Annotated in this window: 16 protein-coding genes; 4 read left to right on the top strand and 12 right to left on the bottom strand. The window is 69.6% G+C overall.

Annotated elements, in window-relative coordinates:
- Nucleotides 1-124: 124 nt before the first annotated feature.
- The 11 genes from E0H50_RS16480 to E0H50_RS16430 form a co-directional block, all read right to left on the bottom strand.
- Nucleotides 125-1,201: a substrate-binding domain-containing protein gene (locus tag E0H50_RS16480; protein WP_131289119.1), complete on the bottom strand. Its 1,077-nt coding sequence runs from the start codon at nucleotides 1,199-1,201 to the stop codon at nucleotides 125-127.
- 80 nt (nucleotides 1,202-1,281) lie between these two features.
- The gene (locus E0H50_RS16475; RefSeq protein WP_131289117.1) at nucleotides 1,282-2,457 is read right to left on the bottom strand and encodes an ROK family transcriptional regulator; all 1,176 of its coding nucleotides are present in this window, start codon (nucleotides 2,455-2,457) and stop codon (nucleotides 1,282-1,284) included.
- 306 nt (nucleotides 2,458-2,763) lie between these two features.
- Nucleotides 2,764-3,555, bottom strand: coding sequence for an adenosylcobinamide-GDP ribazoletransferase (gene cobS, locus E0H50_RS16470; protein ID WP_131289115.1), 792 nt, complete (start codon nucleotides 3,553-3,555; stop codon nucleotides 2,764-2,766).
- Nucleotides 3,552-4,079, bottom strand: coding sequence for a bifunctional adenosylcobinamide kinase/adenosylcobinamide-phosphate guanylyltransferase (locus tag E0H50_RS16465; protein ID WP_131289113.1), 528 nt, complete (start codon nucleotides 4,077-4,079; stop codon nucleotides 3,552-3,554). The genes cobS and E0H50_RS16465 overlap by 4 nt, the downstream gene beginning before the upstream one ends.
- Nucleotides 4,072-4,935, bottom strand: a complete 864-nt coding sequence (locus tag E0H50_RS16460) for an ECF transporter S component family protein (RefSeq protein WP_131289111.1) — start codon at nucleotides 4,933-4,935, stop codon at nucleotides 4,072-4,074. The genes E0H50_RS16465 and E0H50_RS16460 overlap by 8 nt, the downstream gene beginning before the upstream one ends.
- Nucleotides 4,932-6,542, bottom strand: a complete 1,611-nt coding sequence (locus tag E0H50_RS16455; protein ID WP_131289109.1) for an ABC transporter ATP-binding protein — start codon at nucleotides 6,540-6,542, stop codon at nucleotides 4,932-4,934. The genes E0H50_RS16460 and E0H50_RS16455 overlap by 4 nt, the downstream gene beginning before the upstream one ends.
- Nucleotides 6,539-7,636 carry an energy-coupling factor transporter transmembrane component T gene (locus tag E0H50_RS16450; RefSeq protein WP_131289107.1) on the bottom strand — a complete coding sequence of 366 codons (1,098 nt, stop codon included), beginning with the start codon at nucleotides 7,634-7,636 and terminating at the stop codon, nucleotides 6,539-6,541. The genes E0H50_RS16455 and E0H50_RS16450 overlap by 4 nt, the downstream gene beginning before the upstream one ends.
- A 25-nt stretch (nucleotides 7,637-7,661) precedes the next feature.
- Nucleotides 7,662-8,378 (bottom strand): SCO2322 family protein, encoded by a 717-nt coding sequence (locus tag E0H50_RS16445; RefSeq protein WP_131289105.1) that lies wholly within the window; start codon nucleotides 8,376-8,378, stop codon nucleotides 7,662-7,664.
- A 218-nt stretch (nucleotides 8,379-8,596) separates the two neighbouring features.
- Nucleotides 8,597-8,806 carry a hypothetical protein gene (locus E0H50_RS16440; RefSeq protein WP_131289103.1) on the bottom strand — a complete coding sequence of 70 codons (210 nt, stop codon included), beginning with the start codon at nucleotides 8,804-8,806 and terminating at the stop codon, nucleotides 8,597-8,599.
- Nucleotides 8,803-9,813, bottom strand: a complete 1,011-nt coding sequence (locus E0H50_RS16435; protein ID WP_131289101.1) for an aldo/keto reductase family protein — start codon at nucleotides 9,811-9,813, stop codon at nucleotides 8,803-8,805. Before E0H50_RS16435 ends, E0H50_RS16440 begins: the two co-directional genes overlap by 4 nt.
- A 17-nt stretch (nucleotides 9,814-9,830) precedes the next feature.
- Nucleotides 9,831-10,418 carry a DUF3043 domain-containing protein gene (locus tag E0H50_RS16430; protein ID WP_131289100.1) on the bottom strand — a complete coding sequence of 196 codons (588 nt, stop codon included), beginning with the start codon at nucleotides 10,416-10,418 and terminating at the stop codon, nucleotides 9,831-9,833.
- Between the two features lie 165 nt (nucleotides 10,419-10,583).
- Here E0H50_RS16430 and E0H50_RS16425 point away from each other — a divergent pair, with 165 nt between their 5' ends.
- The 4 genes from E0H50_RS16425 to E0H50_RS16410 all read left to right on the top strand — a co-directional run bounded on the left by E0H50_RS16425 (nucleotide 10,584) and on the right by E0H50_RS16410 (nucleotide 14,105).
- Nucleotides 10,584-11,414, top strand: a complete 831-nt coding sequence (locus E0H50_RS16425; RefSeq protein WP_131289098.1) for a PspA/IM30 family protein — start codon at nucleotides 10,584-10,586, stop codon at nucleotides 11,412-11,414.
- Nucleotides 11,411-11,686, top strand: a complete 276-nt coding sequence (pspAA, locus tag E0H50_RS16420; RefSeq protein ID WP_131289096.1) for a PspA-associated protein PspAA — start codon at nucleotides 11,411-11,413, stop codon at nucleotides 11,684-11,686. The genes E0H50_RS16425 and pspAA overlap by 4 nt, the downstream gene beginning before the upstream one ends.
- Before the next feature lie 282 nt (nucleotides 11,687-11,968).
- Nucleotides 11,969-13,495 (top strand): sugar transferase, encoded by a 1,527-nt coding sequence (locus E0H50_RS16415; protein ID WP_238151007.1) that lies wholly within the window; start codon nucleotides 11,969-11,971, stop codon nucleotides 13,493-13,495.
- Nucleotides 13,496-13,535: 40 nt separating this feature from the next.
- The gene (locus tag E0H50_RS16410) at nucleotides 13,536-14,105 is read left to right on the top strand and encodes an RNA polymerase sigma factor (protein WP_165547161.1); all 570 of its coding nucleotides are present in this window, start codon (nucleotides 13,536-13,538) and stop codon (nucleotides 14,103-14,105) included.
- Nucleotides 14,106-14,151: 46 nt separating this feature from the next.
- Here the strand turns inward: E0H50_RS16410 and E0H50_RS16405 are convergent, their stop codons facing one another.
- On the bottom strand, nucleotides 14,152-14,508 hold the full coding sequence (locus tag E0H50_RS16405; RefSeq protein ID WP_131289092.1) for a hypothetical protein: 357 nt from the start codon (nucleotides 14,506-14,508) through the stop codon (nucleotides 14,152-14,154).
- Between the last annotated feature and the right edge of the window lies 1 nt (nucleotide 14,509).

Below are 14,509 nucleotides of genomic sequence, written 5' to 3'. Positions count from 1 at the left end.
ATCAGCCTCCTGGGGCTTATTTCAGGCCATGATCCTCGCCGGGGGCGCGGTTGGGGAGGGGCCCGGCACAGCCCCCCGCACCTCACTGCGGGGGGCTGCGACGAGGGGGCGGGCCAATGGGCGGCTAGTTGCTGCTCAGGCCTGCGGCGGTGCAGGCGGCCGCGAAGGCGGCGGTGCAGATGTCGCCGACCTTGTAGATGTTGTCCTTGACCACGGTGTCCTTGATGTTGTCCTTGGTCACCGCGACCGGGTCGAGAATCGTCGACGGTACGCCGCTCTTGTCGGTGGTGGACTCGGGCTTGCCGCCGTTCGCCAGCGCCACGGCGCCCTTGGCGGCGGCTTCGGCCTGCGGCTTGACCGCCTTGTAGATGGTCATCGCCTGGTCACCGGCGATGATCCGCTGGATCGCGGCCAGTTCCGAGTCCTGCCCGGTGACCGGTGGCAGCGGCTGCACGCCACCGCCCTTCAGCGCGGCGATCGCACCGCCGGCGGTGCCGTCGTTGGCGGCGTACACACCGACGAGACCGTTCTTGATCGCGCTCAGCTGGCCTTCCATCCAGCCCTGCGCCTTGTCCGGGCTCCAGTCCGGCGTGTCGAACTCGGCGGCGATCTTGAAACCGCTGGAGTCCAGCACGCTGTGCGCGCCCTTCTTGAAGTCGGCCGCGTTCGGGTCGGTCGGCGAGCCGTTGATCATCGCGATGTTGCCGGACGTCTTGCCGGCTGCCTTGAGCGCATCCACCAGGGTCTGCGCCTGCAGCTTGCCGACCGCCTCGTTCTCGAACGAGACGTAGTAGTTGGCGTTCTCGATGAACCGGTCGTACGCGACCACCGGGACGCTCTGCGCCTTGGCGGAGGCGACCACCGCGGCGGCGGCCTTGCCGTCGACCGGGTCGAGGACCAGCACGTTCGCGCCCTGGGTCAGCGCGGCCTCGGCCTGCTGCTGTTGCTTCGCGGCGTCCTGGTCGGCGTTGCTGTAGATCAGCTCGCAGTCGCCGCAGGCCGCCTTCAGCGCTTCGGTGAACAGCGGGCGGTCGAGCGCCTCGTACCGGGTGGTCTTCGACTCGGGCAGCAACAGCGCGACTTTCTTCGCGCCGCCTGAGCCGCTGCCCGAGTCGTCGTCCGAGCCACAGGCCACCAGGGAGACGGCGAGGGCCGAGACGGCGAGGCCGAGGCCGACGAGACGTAGTGCTGAGACGGACATATGGCGGCTCCTTGACGTGACGGCCCCGATTGGCCTGCCCGCAGTCAAGCCCTCCAGCGTCTTGGCGTCAAGACTTGAATTCAAGAAATGGAGATATTGGTATGACTCAGCATCGACGCACGGTGGATCGCGCCGACGATGTCGGCGTCGTCGCCGAGTTCGGCCGCCCGGAGTTCGACGGTCGCCGCGGCGCTCGGGATCGCGCACCGGTCGAGCGCCTCCCGGAGCGGGGCAGTGATCAGGTCACCGGCCTCCGCCATCAGACCGCCGACCACGATCGCCTCCGGGTTCAGCAGGTTCACGACCCCGGCCACGGCCACGCCGACGCGGCGGCCGGCGTCCTCGATCACGCGGCGGCAGCCGAGGTCGCCGGCCAGCGCGCGGGTCACGATGTCCTTCAGCCGTAGCGGTCCGTGCGACGCTGCGAGGCTGTTGATCAGCGCGCGCGAGCCGACGAACGTGTCCAGGCAGCCGCGGTTCCCGCAGCGGCAGATCGGGCCGTTCTCGTCGATCGTCACGTGCCCGATCTCGCCCGCCGTACCGGTCGAACCGCGGAACACGTCGCCGTTGATCACGATGCCCGCGCCGACGCCGTACGAGAACTTCAGATAGCAGCCGTTCCGGACACCGCGGAGCGCTCCGGCCCGCAGTTCGCCCAGTGCGGCCAGGTTCGCGGTGTTGTCGAGGGCGACCGGGGCGCGCAGGTACCCGGACATCGCCTCGGTCACGTTGACGCCGCGCCAGCCGGGCAGGACCGCGTCGGAACCCGCCTCGCCGCTGACGGAGTCGACCGGCATCGGCAACCCGAACCCGACCGCCGAGATGTCCTCGACGCCGGAGCTGACCGTCTCGGCCAGGTCGGCGAGCAGCCGGGCGGCGCGTTCCATGCCCTCGTCGGCGACGTGGTCGGCCTGCAGCGGCATCAGTTGCTGGGCGAGGATCTCGCGGGAGCCGTTCGCGACCGCGACCCGTACGTCGCGCTCGCCGAACGCCACGCCGGCCAGCAGTCCGCCGCCGGACGCGAGCGAGACCAGTACGGCGCGCCGGCCGTTACGGATGCTGCGGGACAGGCCGACCATGCCGGCCTGGTCGAGCTCCTTGACCATGTTCGACACGGTGGCCGCGGACAGGCCGGAGGCGGCGGCGATCTCGACCTGGGTGAGCGGGCCGTGCTGCCGGACGACGCCGAGAACGCGCGCACGGTTGGCTTCGCGCAGCGAAGCCTGCGAGCCCGGGGCCGGGCGGGTTGCGTTCATTACATAAAGATAACGGATCGCGGAGTGAGCGCGATCGCCCCGCGCTCGTCGGCCAAGAACATCGTCAGCAACCTCGCCGTCACTATCCCACCGGATCGTTCAACGCGACAGTAGACCACTTCGCCGCCCGGGCTCCGTCACCTCACCCGCATCTGGCTGGCTGACCCACCAACTTGGGGGTTCTACACCCGCAACGCGGGTCAGGAGCCCCCGAACTGATGGGTCAGCCAGGCAAAATGCCGGGTCAGCCAGGCAAATGGGGGAGGGGCAGGAGGCGCAGGGAGGGTGGCTGGGTGGTGTGACGGGTCAGGTGGTGAGGGCGAGGGGCAGGAGGGCGACCGGGAGAGCCAGTTCGACCGTTGCGCCGAGTACGTCGCCGGTGGTGCCGCCCAGAGCGGTGCGGGCGCGGCGGGTGGTGGCCAGGCTCGTCGCTACGGTCAGCAGGACGGCGGCGGCGGATCCGGCGTACCGGATCGGCGATGCTGCCGGCGAGAGCCAGGTCAGGGCGAGGGCGGCGGCGAGTACGGCGGTTGTGGTGATGGTGGCCGTGAGTGGGCGGACGGTGGCGGCGACGATCGTGCCCAGGCCGTCGGGGCGGGCGGCGGGGATCGACGTACGGCAGGACCAGGGGAGGGTGAGGCGGCTCGCGGTGGTGGCGATCAGGAGCGCCTGCCAGCCGAAGTCCGCTTGCAGGCAGGCGGTGAGGGCGGCGACGTCCAGGAGCAGTACGCCGATGATCGCGACGACACCGAACGGTCCGATGTCGCTCTGCTTCATGATCCGCAGCATGGTCTCGCGATCCCGCCGGCTGCCCAGCGCGTCAGCGAAGTCGGCGAGCCCGTCGAGATGCAGCGCACCCGAAAGGCCCGCCACCACCAGCACACCCAGCACCGCTGCCAACAGGTCGGCCTCCGGCTTGACCAGTTGAGCAAGCGCGATCACACCTGCTGCGATACCGCCCACGACCGCCCCGGCCACCGGGGCGAGGACCATCGCCCGCCCGCCGACTTTTCGGTCCACTCGGGACGGCATGCCTGCAGGCAGCACGGTGAGGGTGCCGAACGACAGCCGGAGCCCATCACGCCACCCGCCCGTCATGTGAGCGGCAGGGTTCGGCCGGCTACGGTCCAGAGGACCTGGTCGGAGGTCAGGGAGATGGTGGTGTTGAGGCGGCCCATCAGGTCCCGGAAGAGGCGGGTGCCGGGGTCGGCGGGGACGATGCCGGAGCCGACGTCGTTGCTGACGGCAACCACGCGGCGAGCGGTCGTCGCCCACGCGTCTGCGAGCTCCGTGATCCGCTGCTCGACGAGCCCCGCACGGCTCAGATCGGACCAGACGTCGACGCTGTCCATCGTGCGTGACAACCACAGCGTGAGGCAGTCGATCAGGAGCGGCGAACCGGACGACGCGAGCAGCGGTACCAGGTCGATCGTCTCCGCCAGACCCCAGGAGGCCGGCCGACGGGCCTGGTGCTTCGCGACCCGGTCGGCCCACTCGGCGTCACCGAAGTCCTCTCCGCCGGTCGCGACGTACAGGACGTCGGGCTCCGCGGACAGCAGGCGTTCGGCGGCGACGGACTTCCCGGAGCGGGCTCCGCCGAGGATGAGGGTTCGGTCAGGCATTCGTCCTCCCGGGCTCGAAGACCACCGGCGCCTCGAACGCCGCCTTGCGCGCCGTACGCCGGAACGCGTTCAGGATCGGCCGCCCGAGCACCAGCACCAGCACCGCGCTGAGGATCCCGCGCGGAATGTCCCACCCCAGCGACGTCGCCACCACGAACAGGAAGTACCTGTGCAGGTTGGCGGCCAGCGAGTCGCCCGGGATGAACGAGAAGTCGCTGCCGAAGGTCGCGTACGGCCAGAACCAGAGGTTCATGATCACGCCGTACAGGACGCCCGACACCAGCGAGTACGCCGCCAGCAGCAGCAACTCCAACCGCCCGCCGACCCGCGGCAGCAGCCCGGCCAGGCACCCGACCCACGCGCACGCGAACATCTGGAACGGCATCCACGGCCCGACCCCACCGCTGATCAGCGCCCCGCCGAGCAACGACACCGCCCCGAGCACGAAGCCGAACCCGGCCCCGAACGCCCGTCCCGCGAGCACCAGCAGGAAGAACCCCGGCTCGAGTCCTGCGGTCCCCGGGCCCAACGCGCGCAGCGCCGCGCCGACCGCGGCGAGCATGCCGACCAGCGAGATCACCTTCGCGTCGATGCCGGCCTCGGACAGCTCCGCGAGGACGACGGCCACGAGCAACGGCAGCAGCAGTACGAACAGCCAGGGAGCGTCCGTGGTGTGACCGATCGCCGACTCACCTGCTTGCGAGGTCTGGAAGAACAACGGCCAGGCGAAGGCGAGTACGCCGACCAATGACGCAACCACCAACGCCGCCGTGCTTCGCGGCTTGAGCCGAACCAGGCGGAGGGGAGGGGTGGGAGCCGACGCCGCGCTGCGGGGCTTGAGCCGGACGAGGTTCACGAGGCCCGGTCCAATGCCTCGGCCACCTCGCCGACGGTCAGGAACGGGAGCGGTGCCAGGATCTTCGCCACCTGCGGCGCGAACGCCGGCGACCCGGCGATCACCTCAGCCGTCTCGCCGTCACTCACCAGCTCGCCGTCGGCAAGCACCATCACCCGGGTGGCGACTTCGGCGACCATCTCCACGTCATGCGTCGACAGCACCACTGCGTGCCCAGCAGCCGCCAGCTCGCGCAGGATCGCGACCAGCCGCCGCTTGGCGCCGTAGTCGAGCCCGCGCGTCGGCTCGTCCAGCAACAGCAACGGCGGCGCGCCACACAGTACGACGGCCAACGCCAGACATAGCCGTTGTCCCTCGGACAGGTCGCGCGGATGCATGTCCAGAGCCACGTCTGGTGCCAGCCGTTCCAGGAGCGCCCGGCAACTACCTGCGGGCACCTTGAAGTCGGAGTCTGCGCTGGCGCACTCGTCCGCGACCGTAGCGGCGTACAGCAGGTCTGCGGGCTCTTGCGGGACCAGTCCGACGGCCTTGACCAGTCGCTTCGGCTTGGTACGGCGGGGGTCGACTCCTGCAGCGCTCGCGGTACCGGAACGAGGAGCGATGATGCCGACGAGCGAGTTCAGCAAGGTCGACTTGCCCGCGCCGTTGCGGCCCATCAGCGCGACGATCTCACCGGCCTGGATACTCAGCGACACGCCCCGGAGCGCAGTGACGGTGCCGTAGCTCACGACGAGGTCCTTGCAGTGGGCAAGCTCCGCACCCAGCGGTGCTCCGGTGCGTGCAGGCTTGGGAGCGTTGAGCTGGGAGCGGAGACCTGCCGCTGCGCGTCGGGCGTCGCGTACTGACAGGGGGAGCGGTGACCATCCAGCCAGCCGTCCCAGCTCCACCACCGGCGGTGCGACCGGTGCGGTCACCATGCGCTCGGCAGGCAGGCCCGTGGACACAGCGGCGGCGCCACCGGGTACTTCGATCACGCGGTCGGCGTACTGGATCACACGCTCCAGCCGGTGCTCAGCCATTACCACAGTGACACCCAGGTCGTGCACGAGCCGCTGCAGCGCGGCCAGCACCTCCTCGGCCGCCTGCGGGTCCAGCGCCGACGTGGGCTCGTCCAGCACCAGTACGGCGGGATGTGACGTGAGGGCCGCACCGATCGCGGTCCGCTGTCGCTGTCCGCCAGACAGCGAAGTCAGAGCACGATCCCGTACGTCGGCCAGCCCGAGCAGGTCCAGGGTCTCCTCGACGCGCCGCCGCATCACGTCCGGCGCCACACCGAGAGACTCCATGCTGTACGCCAGCTCGTCCTCGACCGTGTCGGTGACGAACCCAGACATCGGGTCCTGTCCGACCATCCCGACCACGTCGGCGAGATCCCGCGGCCGGTACTCGCGGGTGTCCCGCCCGTCGACCAGCACGCGCCCGGCGAGCCTGCCGCCGGTGAAGTGCGGCACCAGACCGTTGATGGCCCGCAGCAAGGTGGACTTGCCGGACCCGGTCCGCCCGATCACCAGCGCCAGCTCGCCCTCCGGCACCGTGAAGCTCACGTCCTGCAGGGCCGGCTCACGCGCCCCGTCGTACGTCACCGTCACCTGGTCGAACTCGATCATGGGACCGCCTTCTTCAGTGACGATTTCAGGGGTGGTGCGGCGAGTGCGGGCACCAGTCCGACCAGTACGCCGACCACCGGCAGCACCGGTACTGGTGGGACGACCAACGGGCCGGCCAGCAGCAGACCGTTCACGCCGCGGACCGCTGCGATCACCATGGCACCCGCGGCCACCGCACCGGCCGCTACAACGAGCCACTCGGGCAGCGCCCACGGATCGGGCCGGTAGCGCGTCCTGCTGACCCGCTGCCGTCCTACTGCCATGGCTGCGACGGCCAGGAGCACACCGGCCGCCAGCGCACCGGCAGCGAACGGGAACGCCATGGCGTCGGTCAGCAACGCGTAGACACCCAGCAGGATCCCGAGCAGTCCCAGCAGCACGCAGAGCGCCGTGAGGCGACGCTGAGCACGAGGAGCCTGCGCGGTACGGCCGTAGCCACGGGAGTCCATGGCGGCCGCCAGTTCCACCGACCGGTCCAACGCGCCCTCCAGGACCGGCATGGCCGTCGTACGGAAGGAGGCGCGAGTACGGCCGCGCAACCGGCGTGCTGCGCGCACACGGCGGCCGTCCGTCACCAGCTGCGGCGCGAAGGTCAGTGCGACCACGCAGGCGACGCCCATCTCGTAGAGGGCTCCCGGCAACGACTTCAGCAGCCGCCGCGGACTGGCCAGTGCGTTGGCGGCGCCCACGCAGCAGAGCATGACGGCCAGCTGACCACCGTCGTACAGGGCCGTCACCAGAGCCTCCGCTGTGACATCGCCGCCGAGCTTGACGCCCGCAGCCCAGTCAGGCAAGGGGATCTGAGGCAGCGTGAACAGCAGCGTGTTGCCCTGCGAGCGGGTGGACAGCAGCGCCTGCAGGACCACGCGGACAGCGATGACCAGCAGACCGAGTTTGAGGAACGCAGTGAAGCTGTGTGCCCACGGTGCGTCGCTCCGGCGGGCCGAAACGACGAACCCGGTCACGGCGAGAATCAGGACCAGCAGGACCGGGTTGCGTGTCCTGCTGGCCGCGACTGCCATACAGAGCGCCCACAACCACCAGGCCCCCGGGTGGAGTGCCCGGGGGAGTGTCAGGTGGTTGACGGCGCGCATCTACTGAGCTGTCCTACTGAGCTGTCTACTGGGCTGCGGTACGCCGGCGGTTCAGCACGAAACCGCCGCCGGCCAGGAGCACGACCACGACGACGGCGATGATGATGCCCGTCCACGGCGTACCACTGCTGTCCGATGCGGGTGTGGAAGCGGCGGGTGTCGCGGTGGAGCCCACCGCCGCGCCGATCTGCAGCGTGACCGGGGCCTCGGTGGCCGGAACCTTGATGTTCTTCAGCTGATCGCCGCAGCTCTTGGACGGGTAGCCCGCGATGCCGCAGGTCAGGCCCTTCTCGATCCGGACCGGTCCGGCCGCGGCGAGGACCTGCGCGCCGGTCGACTTCGGGTCGGTCACGACGCAGGTGCCTTTGGCCTCGCCCGGCGTATCGCCGGCGATCGCGTCCTCCGGCGTCCCAGGGTCGACGACCAGCGCGACCCGCTTCTTACCCGTCTCGGCCGGGGTCTTGCCGCAGATCGCCTCGAAGTCGCCCGCGGCCCGCGGGACCCGGGGCTTGGCGCCGCCCACGGCGAACCGCCAGCCTTCCACGGCTCCGTCGGCCGGGACGAAGGCGTCCGCGCCCTTCTGGGAGAAGGCCCACTGGCCGTTGCTCCACTGGTAGTAGCCCCAGAAGCGGTAGCCGTCTTCCGCCTGTGCGGTGCTTGCTGTGACGGTGGCGACGGTCCCCGCGAGCAGGAGACCCGCCAGCAGGCTGAGGACCAGTCGTACAGTCCGGTGTGCAGTCATGTCGTGTCCTCGGTCGGGCCGCAGCCCGGTGGAGGAGGTCCCGCCTGCACCGGCAGGGTAGGGGCTCCACCCGCGGACCACGGCGGGTAGTCGAGCCTGACCGCCTGCGTCACAGTGTTCCGGCTCGCCACCCTGTCAAGGGGGTGGCCTACGGTTGCGGGTCAGCGCCGGACTTGGACCGGCTTCCCTGTGACGCAGGCGTGTGGTTCGACCGAACTCTACTCTGCGCTCGACAGACTCATCGGCCCGTACACCTCACGGCTGTCTTCCAGCAGGTACACCTGGCCGACGCCGCGGTCGGCCAGGTCCCGCCAGACCTCACCCAGCCAGCTCTCCGCGTCCCCCTGCGCCGAGAACTCCGCCCCGCCGACCTCACCGGGGTCGACGACGGCACCGCTCGCGGTCTCGAACCGCCAGCTCCAGCTCACGAGTTCGGCCGCTTCTGCGGGGCGTTCTGCGCGGTCTTCGCCGGGTCGTTCTCGACGATGTGGCCGAGCACCTCGTCGATCCCCTTCAGCAGACCCTCGTCCAGGGTCACGCCGGCCGCCTTCACGTTCTCGGTGACCTGCTCGGGCCGGGAGGCGCCGATGATGGCCGAGGAGACGTTGCTGTTCTGCAGCACCCACGCGATCGCGAGCTGGGACAGTGAAAGGCCTGCCTCGTCGGCCAGCGGCTTCAGCTCCTGGACCCGGGTGAGGACGTCGTCGGTGAGGAACCGCTTGATGAAGTTCGACCCGTTGGCGTCGGTCGCCCGGGAACCCTCCGGCGGCTGCTGACCAGGCAGGTACTTACCGGTGAGCACGCCCTGCGCGATCGGCGAGAACACCACCTGGCCGATGCCGAGCTCCTCCGAGGCCGGCACCACCTCGGCCTCGATCACCCGCCACAGCATGCTGTACTGCGGCTGGTTCGAGACGAACGGGATGCGCAGCTCACGGGCCAGCCGGTGACCTTCCTGCAACTGCTCCGCGGTCCACTCCGACACGCCGATGTAGAGCGCCTTGCCCTGCCGGACGACGTCGGCGAAGGCCTCCATCGTCTCCTCGAGCGGCGTCTCGGTGTCGAACCGGTGCGCCTGGTACAGGTCGACGTAGTCGGTCTGCAGCCGCTGCAGCGAGGCGTTGATCGACTCGTGGATGTGCTTGCGGGACAGGCCGGTGTCGTTCGGTCCGCCGGGACCGGTAGGCCAGTACACCTTGGTGAAGATCTCCAGCGACTCGCGGCGCTCGCCGGCCAGCGCCTCGCCGAGCACCGACTCGGCCTTGGTGTTGGCGTAGGTGTCGGCGGTGTCGAACGTCGTGATGCCGGCCTCCAGGGCCGCCCGCACACAGGCCCTGGCCTGCTCGTTCTCCACCTGGGAGCCGTGCGTCAGCCAGTTGCCGTACGAGATCTCGCTGACCTTGAGACCACTGTTGCCCAGATAGCGGAAGTCCATGATCCGACCCTACTTGCTCAGGATGGCTTCTCGCCGCGCTTGACCATCGGCTTGGGCAGCCGCCAGCGGCGCATCTGCATGGTCCGCCGGACCGCGTAGAACCCGAGCCCCTTGGCGGACTCGTTCGGGAACTTGATCGCGACCTGCTTCTTCAGCCCGGAGGTGAGCAGGAACCAGTCCGCCGCGATCAGCAGGATCATGAACAGGAACAGCAGGTTCACCATCCCGGCCAGCCACGGGAACTGCGGTGAGAACACCACCCCGATCAGCGACACCACCAGGAGCACCGGCAGCGCGAACTCCATCACCGAGTAGCGCGCGTCGACGTAGTCCCGGGCGAACCGCCGTACCGGGCCCTTGTCGGCGGCCGGCAGGTAGCGGTCGTCGCCGGTCTGCATCGCCGCCTGCATCTTGGCGCGCTCGGTCCGGACCTTGTCCCGCCGGATCGCCGAGGCCTCCTTGCGGTTGCGCGGCTTCTTGAACGCGGCCTTGCGGGCCGCCTCGGCTTCCTTGCGGCTCGGGGTCGGCCGGCCCTTGCCGCCCACCTTGCCCTGGGGCTCGGCGGGTACGGTGGTATCTGTCTCAGACTTGGTACGACGGAACACGGGGTCAGAACCTCATTCGCAGGGCAGGTCGCGACTCGGGGTGGTCCCCGGACCTTCTACTACTTTATCGGGGCCAGTCCTGATGGTGTGGTGACCCGGTGGGACATAGGGTGGAAGGCACGCACGCCGGGTCGTCACTCCGGCACAGAAGGGGTACGGATATCGATGAGCATCTTCAAGCGGATGTCGACGATCTTCAAGGCCAAGGCGAACTCCGCCCTGGACAAGGCCGAGGATCCTCGCGAAACCCTTGACTACTCGTATCAGAAGCAGCTCGAGCTGCTGCAGAAGGTACGGCGGGGTGTGGCCGACGTGGCCACCAGCCGGAAGCGGGTGGAGCTGCAGGCGTCACAGCTGCAGTCCCAGTCGGCCAAGCTGCAGGAGCAGGCGCAGAAGGCGCTCTCGATGGGCCGCGAGGACCTGGCCCGCGAGGCACTGACCCGCAAGTCCGGGCTGCAGGGCCAGATCGACGATCTGACCACCCAGCACGCCCAGCTGCAGGGTGAGGAGGAGAAGCTGACGCTCGCCTCCCAGCGGCTGCAGGCCAAGGTCGAGTCGTTCCGGACCCGCAAGGAGACCATCAAGGCCACCTACACCGCGGCCGAGGCGCAGACCCGGATCAACGAGGCCTTCTCCGGCATCTCCGAGGAGATGAGCGACGTCGGTCTCGCGGTCCAGCGGGCCGAGGACAAGACCCAGCAGATGCAGGCCCGGGCCGGTGCGATCGACGAGCTGCTCGCCTCCGGCGCGCTCGACGACGCGAGCGGCACGGTCAAGGACAACATCACCCTGGAGCTGGACCGGATGTCGTCCGGCTCCGACGTGGAGAACGAGCTGGCCGCCATGAAGGCCCAGCTGGCCGGCGGCGGTGCGCCGAAGGAGCTCTCCGGTGAGGGGGCCGCGCAGGCCCAACCGCAGGCCGCCCAGCCAGTGCAGCAGCCGGCCCAGCAACCTGTCACGGAGCCGGCGCGACCTCAGGACGGAGATGTTCGGTGATCGTTCGCATCATGGGTGAAGGCCAGTGGCGACTGGCCGACGACAAGCTCGAAGCCCTCAACGCGGTGGACGGCGACCTGGAGAAGGCGGTGTCGTCCGGCGACGAGACGGCGTACCAGAGCGCGTTCGCCGCGCTGTTGGACTTCGTCCGCTCCGGTGAGCAGGTGCCGGACACCGAGTTGCACGACTCCGACGCCATCCTGCCCCCGTCGGACAGCTCGCTGGCCGAGATGCGTGAGCTGATCAGCGGCGACGGCCTGATCGCCGGCTGAAGCAGCACCCCCGATCGGTGCCCCGACCCGGCGACCGATCACTTCAAGTAATCATTTGAGACCCCTGGGATCCCGTTCGGCGGGTTCCCGGGGGTCTTCGATTTACGGAACCAGAGAGTCGAGTTTGCGCAGCGGTAAACACTCTCGTCCGGTGCTGTTGCCGGGTGCGTCCACGTAGTACTCTCTGGTTCACGCCGTTGTGGGGGCGGTGTTTGGACGAGGTCCGTGACGGGGTGTGGGTTGGTCACGGTTTCGGTTTTCACCTGTGGGGGGTGACTGTGCGTGACTGATTTTGTCATGTCCGAGGGGTTCGCCGAACCGGCTGACCTCCGGCCGGCGCCGTCGGGGGAACGACGTCGGCCGGTCTGGGTGGTTCCGGACGAGGTACCCGCGGTGCTGCCGCGCTCGGCCCGGTACACCGAAGCGCGCTGGGTGGCGAGATACCGGCTGGCCTCGCTGGCCGCTGATCTCGGCGCCGGGGTGATCGGCGCCTCGCTGGCGCTGGTGGCCCGCTTCGGGGCCCAGATCAACCTCGGGTACTTCGTGCTGGGCGCGCTGCTGCCGATCGCCTGGGTGGCCTGTGTGGCCTTGCAGCGCGGCTACGAGACGCGGTACTTCGGCACCGGGCCGGAGGAGTTCCGCTCCATCATCCGGGCCGCGGTCGCGCTGACCGCGGTGGTGGCGATCACGTCGTACGCGACCAAGAGCGAGGTCGCTCGAGGGTTCGTCGTACTGGCGGTGCCGATGACGTGTGTGGCGGCGATGTTCGGCCGCTGGATCCTGCACCGGCAGATCTCCTGGCGGCGGGTCGCCGGCCGCTGCATGCGCCGGGTGCTCGTTGTCGGACGCAACGACCAGGTGACGACGCTTCGACGGCACCTGGAGGAGCGGCCGGCCGACGGGTACGTCGTGGTGGCCAGCTGCCTGCCGCGCGGTGACAGCTTCGACGAGGAAGGGCTCGAGCGGCTGGGCCGTACCGAGATGGACATCCTGGCCGGGGTCGACCAGTACGACGTGGAAGTGGTCGCGATCGTGGCCGACCCGGAGCTGGCCGGGCACTCGCTGCGCCGGCTTTCCTGGGCGCTGGAGCAGCGCGGCGTCGACCTGATCGTGTCGCCGGGCATCGTCGAGGTGGCGGGTCCGCGAATCTCGATCCGGCCGGTCGCAGGGCTGTCGCTGCTGCACCTGGAGCGGCCGTCGGTGAGCGGTGGACCGCACGTGCTGAAGAGCATCTTCGACCGGGTGGTCGGCTGCCTGCTGTTGCTGGCGGTCGCGCCGCTCCTGATGGTCACAGCGGTTCTGGTGAAGCTCACCAGCCGCGGTCCGGTGCTGTTCCGGCAGACCCGGGTGGGTCGCGGCGGCGAGCAGTTCCAGATGCTGAAGTTCCGCACGATGGTCGTCGACGCCGAGGCCCGCAAGGCCGAGCTGCACGCGTTGAACGAAGGCAACGAGGTCCTGTTCAAGCTCCGCGACGACCCGCGGGTGACCAGGATCGGCCGGTACCTGCGACGGTTCTCGATCGACGAGCTGCCGCAGCTGGTGAACGTGCTCCGGGGGGACATGTCGCTGGTCGGCCCGCGTCCACCCTTGCCCGCCGAGGTCGCGCAGTACGCGATCGACGACGCGCGGCGGATGCTCGTGAAGCCCGGTCTGACCGGCCTGTGGCAGGTCAGCGGCCGCAGCGACCTGACCTGGGAGGAGTCCATGCGACTCGACCTGCGGTACGCCGACAACTGGTCGATCGCGCTGGACCTTTTGATTCTGTGGAAGACCGCACGCGCCGTGCTGGGGAGCGACGGCGCGTACTGAGTTGTTCTGAGCGGTGTTTGTGTTCCCGAGGGGGGAATCCGTGACTGTAGTACTGGAAAGGTCGGCCGTCGCCCGGTCCGAGGCCGCGACCCTGGTAATCAGGGCCGCGGCGGGGGACCAGGGTGCCTGGAGTCAGCTGGTCGACCATTATGCGCGGCTCGTGTGGGCCGTCACCCGCAGCTTCCGGCTGGGCGACAGCGACTCCGCTGACGTCTCCCAGATGGTCTGGCTGCGGTTGCTCGAGCACATCAATCGCGTCGATCCCGAACGGGTCGGCGCCTGGCTGGTCGTCACCACGCGCCGGGAATGCCTGCGGGTCCTGGCGTTCCGCAAGCGCGTGCTGCTGACCTACGAAGCGACGGCGTTCGAGGACGTGGCCGGTGACCAGCCGGAGCTGGACTCCGACCTGATCGCCGGTGAACGCGCGGACGACGTACGGCGGGCGCTCGAGAAGCTGCCCGACCGGTGGCAGCAGCTGCTCGGCATGCTGATGTCCGATCCGCCGGCGCCGTACGCCGAGATCTCCGCGACGATCGGGATCCCGATCGGCAGCATCGGCCCGATCCGCGGCCGCTGCCTGGAGAAGCTCAGACTGCTGCTTGCCTCCTGAGGCAGCAGGACCCGGTCCGGGCCGCGCACCGATCGTGCTCTTCTGGTCAGAGCATGATCCAGGCGGTCCGGACCGGCCGTTGTTCGCTGCCGGGCCACCGCAGCAGGAAGCTCACCAGCTGCGCGTCCCCAGGTCCCTCGCCGCCGCGGGCCTCGACCACGACCGGACCGGCCGGGGAGACCCGCAGTTCCACGGTCAGCGTGGTGCGTTCCACGTCCAGCGTCACCCCGTGCCCGGCGAACCGCAGCCGGCGTACGTCGTCGGCTCCGGGCTGGTCGACGAGGCTGTCGAAGACCAGGTCGAGCACGTCGAGGTCCCGCTCGTGCCGCCCGAACGCGGCGTACCCGACCGACCGGAGCAGCGCGATCTGCTCACCCGCGACCCGCTCCGGAGGCCCGATCATC

The sequence above is a fragment of the Kribbella sindirgiensis genome (assembly GCF_004331435.1).
In the GTDB taxonomy this organism is placed as follows: Bacteria; Actinomycetota; Actinomycetes; order Propionibacteriales; family Kribbellaceae; genus Kribbella; species Kribbella sindirgiensis.
This window is presented reverse-complemented; position numbering and strand designations above follow the sequence as displayed.